Raw genomic sequence first — 10,949 nt, 5'->3', positions numbered from 1 at the left:
CCGGCCTGCACAAAGGCGCGGCCGCGACCGGCGCGGTGTACGCCGGCGCCAGGCCCAGACCGATTTCCATCACGCCGCTCGGAAACGCGTACTCGTACATGCCAATCAGCTCGTCGTTCTCAAGCACGGAGTAGTAGTCTTCCCCGTCCTCGGCAAAGATGTTATCCGTTTCTGTGGCGTGGACCTCTGCCGGGATGTTGTAAAACTCATATGGGGCGGGATAGACCCAATCCAAGTACGCCTTGGCCTCGGGCCGATTCATGTAGCGGATCTCAGTCATCGCGGTCTCCTTTTTATAGCAGCTCTGAAATCATGTCCTGGTCCTGGTTCATGAACTCGTCGGACGACTTGATCTCAGTGATCTTCACGCCGTCCAAGGCGCGCTGCATCAGCCCTTCAACGTCGAGCTTGCTTTCGTAGTAGCGTGTTTTGTCCAGGTTCGGCTTGGTCTTTGGTGACGGCGGCGCAAAAATCGTGCAGCAGTCCTCAAACGGCATGATCGACAGGTCGTAGGTGTCGATGTCCTGCGCGACCTTGATGATCTCCGTTTTGTCCATCGTGGCCACCGGCCGAATAATCGGCATGTTGGTCACATCATTGATGGCGACCATACTTTCCAAGGTTTGAGACGCGACTTGGCCGATCGACTCCCCGTTGACAATGGCGAGCCCGCCGCGCTGTTTGGCCAGCGCCTCGGTCAGGCGCAGCATCAGCCGGCGCTGCACCGTCATCAGGTAGCCCTCAGGCACAGTTGATTTAATCGTTTCCTGAATCTCGGTGAACGGGACCTGAATAAACTTAATATAACCGGCGTATGGCGCCAGCTTGGTGGTCAATTGCTTGGCCTTGTTCAAGGCCGAATCGGACGTGTACGGCGGGCTTAAAAAGTGAACCATTTCCAGATCGACGCCGCGTTTCAAGGCGTAATACCCTGCCACCGGCGAATCGATCCCCCCGGAAAGCATCAGCATCGCCTTGCCGGCCGTCCCGACCGGCATGCCCAAAGCGCCCTGAATTGTTTGGGTGGACAGGTAAATTGCATCACGCCGTACTTCCACCCGCAGCGTGTAATCCGGATGGTGCATCTGTACCTTCAGATCCGGCCGGTGATCAACCAGAAAGTCGCCAAGGTTCAGGTTCATTTGGTTGGTGTCGAGCGCAAACGTGTGATCCGCCCGGCGCGTGTTGACCTTGTAACTGGCCCCCTGCGGCACGGATTCATTCATCAAGTCCAACACCGCTCGTGGACTTTAGCCATATCTTTTTCGACCTTGACGGACGGCGAATAGGTCTGGATGCCGAACACCTTGGACAGCCGGGCCATGACGGCCTTCGCGTCCTCACCGTTCAGCTCAATGTGCAGGCGATCGCGCTTCGGGCGAATCGTCAAGTCGGGAAATTCGTGCAGCGCCTTGGTGACGTTGCCGTGCAGCCGGCTGATGAACGCCTGGCGGTTCTTGCCCTTCGTGGACAACTCGCCGTAGCGCACCATGATCTCAGTGTAATTCACAAAAGTTCCTCCTATTAAACTGGTTCTGGCAACTCATTATGCGGACGGCATCAGCTTGGCAAAACCGGCGTAGACCTGATCGAACGCCTGGTTGAAGGCCTTGGCCTCGTCCATGGTGTTGTACTCGTCCAGGCTCACGCGGATCGCCGAGGTGGAGATGCGGTCATCGACATGCATGGCCGCCAGCGTTGAGCTTTCCGTGCCCTTTTTGCTGGAGCAGGCCGACGTGGTTGAGATGTAAATGTCGTGGGGCTCAAACGCGTGCACAATCGTTTCGCCGCGCACGCCTTCAATCGCAAACGTCAGGATGTGCGGGGCAAAGTCCGGCGTCAGCTGGGAAAACATGGTGACGTTGGCAAACTGGCTGACATGGTCGTAAATCGCCTTGCGGATGGCCTGCTGGTGCGCAACTTTCTTATCCTCATCAGTCAGCAGCAGCCGCAGCGCCTTGGCCATTGCCGCGATTGCCGGCGTGTTTTCCGTGCCAGAGCGTAAGTTGTCCTCCTGACCGCCACCGGTCAGCAGCGGCGCGATGTGTCGGCCCTCCTTGATGTAGACAAAGCCTGTCCCCCGCGGCGCGTGGAACTTGTGACCGGAGAACGTCAGAAAATCGACCCGTGGGTTGCGCAGCGATTTCATCAAACCTTTGCCAATCGCCTGCACGGCGTCCACGTGAAAATGAATGCTCGGGTGATCTTCCAGAATTTTGGCTACCGCGTCGATCGGCTGCTTGGCGCCGATCTCGTTGTTGACGGCCATCACAGACACAAGGATTGTGTCCGGCCGAATCGCCTTGCGCAGATCCTCGGGGTTGATAAAGCCTCGCTTGTCAACAGGCAGGTAAGTGACGTCAAAGCCAAGTTCTTCGAGCTGCTTCATCGTATTGATCACGGCCGGGTGCTCGACCTGCGTGGTGATCAGGTGCTTGCCAAACGGCCGCTTTTCAATGGCCGTGCCCTTGATGACCCAGTTGTCGCCTTCCGTGCCGCAGGAAGTGAAGTAAATCTCGTCTGGCTTGGCGTGCATCAAGTCCGCGATCTGCTTGCGAGAACTTTGCAGGACCTCATTGCCCTTGCCGCCGACCGCGTGCAGGCTGCTGGGATTGCCAAAATAATTCTCGGAAACTTTGCGGTAGGTGTCCAGCACTACTGGCAGCGCTTGGTGGTCGCGCTGTTGTCGAAATAAATCATGTTGACCATTCTTTCTTTTCGTAAGTTTAGCTGCATGCAAGTATACCAAATAATGACCGGAAAATGAACCACTGGGGCCGCCGCGGCGAAATTAGTGGGAGAAATATCGCCCAACCTGTATACTTTTGGCGGAGTTCAAACGTCTTATTCATGGAGGGAGGAGCGAGATGCCAAAATCAGAGTTCGACCAGCACCTGCTGGCGTTGGGCCAGACGGTCGTGCAGCGGCTGCAAGCGCGCGGGATCCAGCGGGCTGATGCAGAAGACGCCGTGGCAACGGCCTACGAGAAAATCATCATCCTGCTCCCTCGCCTTTCCGTGGGCAACTTCGATGGCTGGTTCTACCGCATCGCGCTCAACGCCTTCTTGGACACGCTGCGCAAACACCAGCGCGAAACACTGATGGACCGCCTGCCTGATTCGGCCACCGCCACTCCAGCGCAGTTTGCCGAAATGATCGCGCCTCTGCCTGACAACCAGCAGGAACTACTGGCGCTGAAGTATTATTACGGCTTTTCATATGAAGAAATCGCGCACCTGCTGGGGTCAAGCCCACCAGCGTTAAGACAATGCTGGCCCGCGCCCGGGAAAGCCTGCGCACCAAATGGGAGGAATAACAATGTTAGATAAAGCACTCCGTCATGCGAAGTGGAAACAGCGTTTGATGATGGCGGTGATTGCCGCCATCGTGGTGATCATCCTTGTACCACTGGGCTACGGGGGCCTAAACAAATTAGCCGGCCGCCAAAGCGCCGCACTTTTTGACCAGTTGAACGCCTACCACACGGTCGCTGAACCCAATGTGAATGTCTCTTCGGAAATGCTGGCAAACGACACGAGTTTTGGCGGCAACGTGGTGACCAAAGAATACAAGGACATCGATGGTTACCCCGTCCCCTGGGGCACCTACACGTCTCACTACACCAACCTGCGCTGGCAGCTTGACGAAAGCTTTTATGCCCAAACCGTAGAGCGCCGAGACCAGCACTTCGGCCGGCAAGCGTTCCAGCCTGGCACCGCGCAAAAAAATTGCGCGCTTTTACACTGGCACAAAGGGCCTGCCAAACGAGGCCGAAACACTCGCCAGCCTGCCTGATCACGTCGGCGAGATTGCCGTCACCTTCAAGCACGGCTACACCTATGCAGCGCTAAAGCAGCTGCTGCCGAAAAGTCTCAATTTGCGCTGGGCGTACCTGTTCAACGACACGGCGCATGTCTCGATTTCCGGCGACGTTGCCCACCCCAGAACTGCGGAGAGTCCGATCGGAATGGCGCTCAACGGTGATGCCACACCGCAAAGCCAGGCCAAGTATTGGCGCAAGGCACTCAGCCAGTACTGGACCGGCGCCAAGCACAACCAGGCCTACGAGTACGCCATGAAGACACCGGCCAAACAGCTCAAGTTCAAAGGCGTGATCCTGACCGGGACCACGGAGAGCCTGGCCAAGGTTGCGACCGCCGATTACGTTGCTGGCACCAGCGTTGGCGTGACAGTCCCGCGCGTGCCTTACATCACGCCCACCCGCTAACACAAATGCGGCCGCCGGATCACCGACGGCCGCACTTTTCTTCTATCTTAAAGGCACGTTAAACCAGCTCATCGTGCTGCTGCGCGTTGTAGTCATCGGCAACCTTCTTGTAGCTGCCGGGCTCAACTTGCTCCAGCGCGGTCGCAATCGTGTCCGCGGCGCTTTGGTAATCATACTTAGCATACAGCGCCGCGGCATCCGTCATCGCCTTCGCCACGGCTTCATGTGACGTCTTGTAACGGTTGGCATACTGAAGCAGCTGTTCGCAAAGCCCCGCCGCACCGATAATGTCACGGCTTTGCTGCTTCAGCTGGTCAATGTCGGCGGAGACTTTAATCAGTGTCTTGGCGATGGCGTCCAGATCGATTTTGACCTGATCCATGTCGTCCTTCAGCTGCAGGATCTCATCGCTGACCACCTTGAAAAAGTCGCGGTAAGCTTTGGGCAGCCCCGGCAAGTCATGGCGTGAGACTTCGTAGCGCACGTCGCGCACCGACCGCTCAAACGCGTCGACTTGATTCAACGCCTTGCGTTCGGTTTCACGCAGACCCGAGACACTGGCGTTAATGGCCTGCTGCTTCTTTTCAATCTCGGTCAGGTCCGTGCGGTCATGAGTAAATTGCGCCAAGAGATCGGAGTAAACTGCTTTTGACTGCGCGATCTGGTCGTTGGCCTGATTGAAGGACTGGTCGATCGCATCAAGTTGCACCTTTAAGTCGTTGGTCGTTTTGATTTCGTCATGGTTGAGCTGGTAGGACTGATTTAAGTGATCCAGCTCGATGTTCAGCGTCCGATTTTGCTGCATGGCGTGATTGATGAACTGCCGCAGCTCCTCTTTCTGATCCAAGACTGAGGCCTTGGCTTTGAGTTCTTTTTCCATCACCGCGTACAAGCTGTCGATCTTGTCTGCGATAGTCGCCGTGTTGGCGGTCAGCTCCGTCACGTCCAGTTGCTTGATTTGCGCTTCAGCCTGATCCACCAGTCCTTGCACCGCTGCCACGCCCGCAGGCACATCTTCGGTGAAAATGAAGTGCTGTGCGGTCAGCTGCTGGTAGCCTGTCTTAATCTCCTTCAGTTGGGCGGGGAACTCATTCACCACCGAATTGACCAGTGGCGGCAGCTGCTTGACCTGCAGTTTCAGCGCGGCCACGCCGTTTTTCACCTGCTTGAGCGCGTTTTGCGCCCGGCGCGGATCGCCGCCCACGTTGACCTCGGTCGTCGTCGTCAGCTGAGAGGCGATTGCTTGCAGGCTGGCCTCCAACGCCGGCAGCGCATCGCCAAATGCGAAGCTCTTAGCCAGCACAGTCTTGCGGGCCTCCTGATAGTCGTTCCGCAGCGCCTTTAGCCCCTTCGCGTTTGCGGCTTCGGCGGCTTTGATCTCGTCAAGGTGGCTTTCGATCTGCTTCATGTCTTTGGCCGCGGCAGTCTGCAGAGCGTCAATGTTGGCCATTCCGTCCTTGACCTGACCGAACTTAAACTGCTTGTTCGCCTGCTCCACGTCCAGCAGCGCCGTCTGGAGCTCAGTCAGTTCGCCGTCGACCAGCGCCTGGTACTTTTGCGACCAGGACTTGAAGTCTTCAAGGCTATCGCCAGTCAGGCTCAGCTGCTGGATACTGCGGATCAACCCTGGGACCGCCCCAGTATCGATCGTAGCCACCCCGGCATCCAGCTCGTGGATCAGCCGCGTGTTGCGCAGCTGATAGCCCCATACCCCTAAGGCTAAGAGCACAATGATAATCAAAACGATGATAATCCAATTCATTTTCTCTACACCTTCCGCGCCGACCCCCGATGTTGCATTATCTGTCACTGCCTCGTACACTGACATTAATGTGTCGAAAATCGTCTTCGGTTCCTAGTATCTCAAAAACGCCGGCAATATGAAACCCTTTTAATAGGAAAAGCCGCGACGTTTAGGACTTTTGACTAAAAAAGGAGTGTCATCATGACCGCTATCGATCCCCTGATTGTTGACCAAGTCGCCGCGCTGCTGGCCGGTGAGGACAACGTGATCACCAATCTCAGCAACGCCGCCGCGCTGCTTTACAACTCAATGGACCAGGTCAACTGGGCTGGTTTCTACCTCTACAGTGAGCGGCGCGACTCGCTGGACCTCGGGCCGTTCCAAGGCCAAGTCGCCTGCACGCACATTCAGCCGGGCAGCGGCGTCGTTGGTACCAGCTATGAGAAGCAAACCCCGCTGCGCGTACCGAACGTGCACGAGTTTGCCGGCCACATCGCGTGCGATGCCGCCAGCAACTCGGAATGCGTGGTCCCGTTGCAAGTCAACGGTCGCATTATCGGCATTATGGACATCGACTCACCCGTGTTGGACCGTTTTTCCGACAGTGACGTGAAAGTGCTGACGGACTTTGGCGCTGCGCTTGCGAAACACCTTGACGCGGCGGCCCTTTCCGCGATATACTAGTGCGCGTGTAAAATAATGCAGCAGTGAATGGAATGGTCGGCTCCAGTTTGGCAACCGGTATCGGAGAGCTTAGTAACCGCGGCTGCAAGAGCGAACGGCTTAGCCCGACTGCCCGTGTTCTGAATTCACAATTCATTATTTTACTCCAAATAAAAATCTTGGAGGAAATATCCTATGTCTCGTTATACTGGTCCTCGCTGGAAGCAGTCCCGTCGTTTGGGGCTTAGCCTTTCCGGCACTGGTAAAGAACTTGCACGTCGTCCGTACGCCCCTGGTGACCACGGTGCTAACAACCGCCGTAAGGTTTCCGAATACGGTCAGCAGCTCACTGAAAAGCAGAAGCTGCGTTGGATGTACGGCCTGAACGAACGCCAATTCCAGAACCTGTTTATTCGCGCCGGCAAGCTTAAAGAAGGTACCCATGGGGATAACTTCATGATCATGCTTGAAAGCCGTCTGGACAACCTGGTTTACCGTCTCGGTTTGGCCACCACTCGTCCGCAGGCACGCCAGCTCGTCAACCACGGCCACATCACGGTCGATGGCAAGCGCGTTGACATTCCTTCCTACGAAGTTCAGCCTGGTCAAGTGATTGGCCTGCGCGAACGCAGCCAAAACCTGCAAATCGTCAGTGATGCACTTGACGCTACGATTTCTCGCCCGGCATACGTCTCCTTCGACGACAACAAAAAGGAAGGCACCTATGTGCGCCTCCCTACGCGTGACGAACTCGAACCAGACATCGACGAATCCCTTGTCGTTGAGTACTACAACCAGAAGCTGTAATATTTTTCACCAGAAACACTGTGGTAACAGCGTTTCTCAGACCTACCAGCGTGCACCAATTATAATTGGTCAAGTAGTTCGGCAACACGTCCATCTTGGGCGTGTTTTTTTTCGGCATTTATGTAATGTAGTACTTTTGCGTAATTGAAATATCTGCATGGCCTAGTCGATTACTCATCGTTGCCATATCAAAACCTTGGCTGAACAAAAAGCTCGCATTCGTGTCACGCAAGCCATGAATGGTGGTGTGTGGTGATCCAAACTCCATTAAGATTGGTTTGAGCAATTCACTTTGATGGAAGCCATCTTCATTGAAAAAAAAACCATCCCTTTTCAATCAATATTGTTGCTGCACGTTACAACTTTCAGTAGTGTAATTCCCGTCAAGCAAAAAGAGCCCTATGCTTACATAACAGCATAGGGCTCTGACTTTGTATCTTCGGACTACGTATCGGTTAAATTTTAGTATCGATTCTGGTAATGAACTTCATCCTCCAATTCTCGCAAGTGGTCATTTGTTTCCGCGGCCTGACGCTTTGTTTCTTCTGTCAGCCGATTAATGGATGCTACATGACGTTCGGCATTCAACTGATTCTGAAGATTTCCTTCTCTAATCGCTGCAGTCTGACGCCGCATTTCTTCAAGGTGTTGCTTCTGTTGATCCAGTTGCCGCATAATCCCCATTAAATCTGCCCAGCTATTAGCCTCCCCAGTATCTAGTGAGTTGATCATTTCATGGATTGCCTTGTCATTTCGATACTGTTCAGGAATTTGACTGCGAAACTTTTGCGTGGATACACGATCTTTATTGGCTTGCCATAACTTTGAGAGTAAATCCTCATACTCAACGTCTCCCTTCAGCTGCTTGCTATACGCTGAAATTTCTTGGGTATACGTTTGGAGAATTTCGTCAAGACTCTGCCTATACTGTTTCTTTTTCGCATCAACAGCTGCTTCCAGATCAATTACTTTCTGATGTACTACACGTTTTTGCTTACGCCACCCCACAACCAAATATATCGCCACTCCCACAAGCGCCAATACACCTAAGAAATCTGCTTCACTAAGCACCATCACTAGCCACCCTATGAAGTAGACAATAAACAAAATCGTAAAGGATTTGATCAGGTACCGTGTTCTCCATAGTTTTCCTGTTCGTAAGGTTTTGATCTGATTTTCCATACTAGTAATTTCTGATTTTTGCTGTTGTAAAGCTGGCGAATTACTGGCATCTTGTCTTCGTTTCATAGATGCTTTTCCAGTTTCGGTCTTCAAAAACTGTTGTTCAATATACCTCTTCAGTTTGGACTGTGCCTCACCCTCGACTTTGACAAACGTAGAAATTTGCAAAACAAGACTTAATGCCACTTTCAAATGTTCAGCATTCATATAACGAATATTTTCAGCCTGCCACTGAGCCTGCTGATTCTGGCCATGGTCATATAGTATGTTGATATCACTTGAGGACTGTACCATTATTGTTCTCTCCTTCATGCCCTACGCCAAGAGAAATAATTATTTCGCCTGATGCAACATATACTGTCTACTCAGTGAATGTTCCTGGATTGAACTGAACGGATCTGCATCTAACTCTTCGCTAACTGTGTGTCCTAAAAGACTATAGCTGTTGATTGCGTTTTCTAACGGTTCATTAGTACGGTAGTCGGAAATCAATTTTTTTGGGTTCATTATTTTTATCTACCAAGGCCATTATTCCAAACGTAAAGAATTTATGCGCAGGTGTTTCGTAAATCAGCGTTAGCGAACGAAAGCTCTCTGTGTATAGCGCATGCCTCAATTGTCCAGAAAATTTATCGGTAAAACCATTAGGCTTTTCCGCTGTCCGATGCGCAAAATTTAGCCCTTGGAATTTGTTAGCTACAGCATTCAAGTTTGAAACGTTCCAGTCATTAGACTCAAGTCCCTTAACAGTCAAGTACTTCGCAGGGCTATGTGATCTAACGAATTTATATTGGGGATACTTCTTTTTTTATGAGGTTAAACACATCTTCCTCGGCTACTGATATCTCATCACCATTCGACAGCTTAGATTCACGGACGGGCACCGCAGCTGAAGCGGCACGAGTAACATTTGTCCTCTTTTCATTGGCAACCTTTACGGTAATCACTACATTTCCCTGACCGCTGATTCCAACGGGCTTATAACTAAGTGTATTAAGTACTGACTTCATAGAAATCTTTTTGGGCGTCTTCAACCCAGAAACTTTGAAGTCTTTTGAAGCGGGTTTAAAATACGGCTTTTCACTGTTATCTTTCAAAACCACCTGTACTTTTTTGCCATTTGACAAATTGGTACTTGGGTTAATATCGAGTGTAGTTTTGTACATATGATCTAAATATTCCTGAGCTCTGAGCGCTTGTTCATTCGTCAAGTTGCCTTGCTCAAAGTTAGTCTCGGATGCCAAATCACTTGCCGTTTCAGCCTTGTCTATATATGCTTTCAGCAAGTCTGCATCCACCTTAGCAGATTTACCCTCTTTTTCTGCTACTCGCTTCATGATTGATAACTGGATTTTTTTCCGAAATGTCTGCGCTACCGTTACCCTGATAGCCAGCAAATGTCACCTTTACGTCTTTAAGATAAGATTCTGAACCACATCCACTGACTCCAACGACTATAGCCCCCAATAAAAGTATAAATAGTCCCCAACACCGTTTCTTCATCACGCTCCTCCGTTCTTAATTGTTCGCGTTTACAAGCCCCTATTCCCGTATTTAGACACCAAAAGAATATCATAAACGTGTCTCAAAGTAACTAAATTTATAATATAGGTTTTTGCAGATATTTATTATTAGATTACACATCGCCAAACTTTTTTAAATAGGAAGGTGGTAATTGTAATGGTTCCCAAAAACTTAGGCATTCAAGTACGACAGAGACGCAGTGAGGAACATTTGACAATTGAACAGCTCGCCGAAAGAAGTGGTGCTTCCGTTACCTTCATCTCCCGTCTTGAACGCGAAACAGTTCAATCAATAAAGTTGGATAAATTGATGGATGTGCTAAACGCACTTGATATGGACCTCAGTTCGATATTTGGTCATTTTCCTATGGACGATTTAGAAGAAGAACTCTGGGGGATGTTACGGACTATGCCAGACAATGAACGTCAAAATAAGATTCGGGCTATCTTAACGTTAATGAAATAGAGGGCCCACAATAAGCCCCCCTCAAAAAGCTATTCATGTTATTTTATGTATTTGTGACCAACCGACCTGTGTGCATCCCCGTGCACTAACAATCCTAATTAGTCTTAACTCAATCATTCATCATCAACCAGCCATCAAAAATTTCGTCAGATTATCTTGATAGCGATGGATATAAATTGACCGTTCTATTCATCTCAATTCCAGAAACTGTAATTCTCAATCACAAGCCTTATATCAAACATGGAAAAGCATTTGGCCTAGGTCAAATGCTTTTTCTATACCCAAAATGTCTCCCTGAATTACCCAAAGCAGCAAGGAATCTGATCGAATCAAACT

10 protein-coding genes and 3 pseudogenes are annotated in these 10,949 nt (G+C 51.3%); 6 read left to right on the top strand and 7 right to left on the bottom strand.

Annotated elements, in window-relative coordinates; all coding sequences use genetic code 11:
- From JCM13995_RS11160 to JCM13995_RS11150, 3 pseudogenes are all read right to left on the bottom strand, one after another.
- Nucleotides 1-280, bottom strand: a pseudogene (locus JCM13995_RS11160) (hypothetical protein); the annotation flags it as partial.
- Between the two features lie 13 nt (nt 281-293).
- A pseudogene (gene thiI, locus JCM13995_RS11155) lies at nt 294-1,510 on the bottom strand (tRNA uracil 4-sulfurtransferase ThiI).
- 36 nt (nt 1,511-1,546) lie between these two features.
- A pseudogene (locus JCM13995_RS11150) lies at nt 1,547-2,700 on the bottom strand (cysteine desulfurase family protein).
- 167 nt (nt 2,701-2,867) lie between these two features.
- Between JCM13995_RS11150 and JCM13995_RS11145 the strand changes: the two are divergent.
- From JCM13995_RS11145 to JCM13995_RS11135, 3 genes are read left to right on the top strand one after another with little or no spacing between them, the layout of a single operon-like run.
- Nucleotides 2,868-3,329, top strand: coding sequence for an RNA polymerase sigma factor (locus JCM13995_RS11145; RefSeq protein WP_054665673.1), 462 nt, complete (start codon nt 2,868-2,870; stop codon nt 3,327-3,329).
- The gene (locus JCM13995_RS11140) at nt 3,319-3,795 is read left to right on the top strand and encodes a sigma factor regulator N-terminal domain-containing protein (protein ID WP_054665669.1); all 477 of its coding nucleotides are present in this window, start codon (nt 3,319-3,321) and stop codon (nt 3,793-3,795) included. Before JCM13995_RS11145 ends, JCM13995_RS11140 begins: the two co-directional genes overlap by 11 nt.
- A complete protein-coding gene (locus tag JCM13995_RS11135; protein WP_156314459.1) occupies nt 3,710-4,228 on the top strand; it encodes an anti sigma factor C-terminal domain-containing protein in 519 nt (172 codons plus the stop codon). The genes JCM13995_RS11140 and JCM13995_RS11135 overlap by 86 nt, the downstream gene beginning before the upstream one ends.
- Nucleotides 4,229-4,286: 58 nt before the next feature.
- On the opposite strand, the gene ezrA is transcribed toward JCM13995_RS11135, so the two are convergent.
- Nucleotides 4,287-5,990 (bottom strand): septation ring formation regulator EzrA, encoded by a 1,704-nt coding sequence (gene ezrA / locus JCM13995_RS11130; protein WP_054665662.1) that lies wholly within the window; start codon nt 5,988-5,990, stop codon nt 4,287-4,289.
- Between the two features lie 183 nt (nt 5,991-6,173).
- Here ezrA and JCM13995_RS11125 point away from each other — a divergent pair, with 183 nt between their 5' ends.
- Both JCM13995_RS11125 and rpsD read left to right on the top strand, forming a co-directional pair.
- A complete protein-coding gene (locus JCM13995_RS11125) occupies nt 6,174-6,656 on the top strand; it encodes a free L-methionine (R)-S-oxide reductase MsrC (RefSeq protein ID WP_054665659.1) in 483 nt (160 codons plus the stop codon).
- Between the two features lie 174 nt (nt 6,657-6,830).
- Nucleotides 6,831-7,442, top strand: coding sequence for a 30S ribosomal protein S4 (gene rpsD / locus JCM13995_RS11120; protein ID WP_054665656.1), 612 nt, complete (start codon nt 6,831-6,833; stop codon nt 7,440-7,442).
- Nucleotides 7,443-7,560: 118 nt separating this feature from the next.
- Here the strand turns inward: rpsD and JCM13995_RS17830 are convergent, their stop codons facing one another.
- The 3 genes from JCM13995_RS17830 to JCM13995_RS11110 all read right to left on the bottom strand — a co-directional run bounded on the left by JCM13995_RS17830 (nt 7,561) and on the right by JCM13995_RS11110 (nt 9,961).
- Entirely contained in the window at nt 7,561-7,710 is a 150-nt protein-coding gene (locus JCM13995_RS17830; protein ID WP_225350865.1) for a tyrosine-type recombinase/integrase, read from the bottom strand.
- Nucleotides 7,711-7,904: 194 nt separating this feature from the next.
- On the bottom strand, nt 7,905-8,936 hold the full coding sequence (locus JCM13995_RS11115; protein WP_156403558.1) for an AAA family ATPase: 1,032 nt from the start codon (nt 8,934-8,936) through the stop codon (nt 7,905-7,907).
- Between the two features lie 473 nt (nt 8,937-9,409).
- Nucleotides 9,410-9,961, bottom strand: a complete 552-nt coding sequence (locus JCM13995_RS11110) for a hypothetical protein (RefSeq protein ID WP_156314458.1) — start codon at nt 9,959-9,961, stop codon at nt 9,410-9,412.
- A gap of 343 nt (nt 9,962-10,304) precedes the next feature.
- On the opposite strand from JCM13995_RS11110, the gene JCM13995_RS11105 reads away from it, so the two are divergent.
- The gene (locus JCM13995_RS11105) at nt 10,305-10,613 is read left to right on the top strand and encodes a helix-turn-helix domain-containing protein (protein ID WP_054665645.1); all 309 of its coding nucleotides are present in this window, start codon (nt 10,305-10,307) and stop codon (nt 10,611-10,613) included.
- The last annotated feature ends 336 nt before the right edge of the window (nt 10,614-10,949 follow it).

The sequence above is a fragment of the Lacticaseibacillus camelliae DSM 22697 = JCM 13995 genome (genome assembly GCF_001311195.1).
In the GTDB taxonomy this organism is placed as follows: domain Bacteria; phylum Bacillota; class Bacilli; order Lactobacillales; family Lactobacillaceae; genus Lacticaseibacillus; species Lacticaseibacillus camelliae.
Note: the sequence above shows the minus strand (reverse complement) of the source record. Positions and strands in the feature narration are given on the sequence as shown.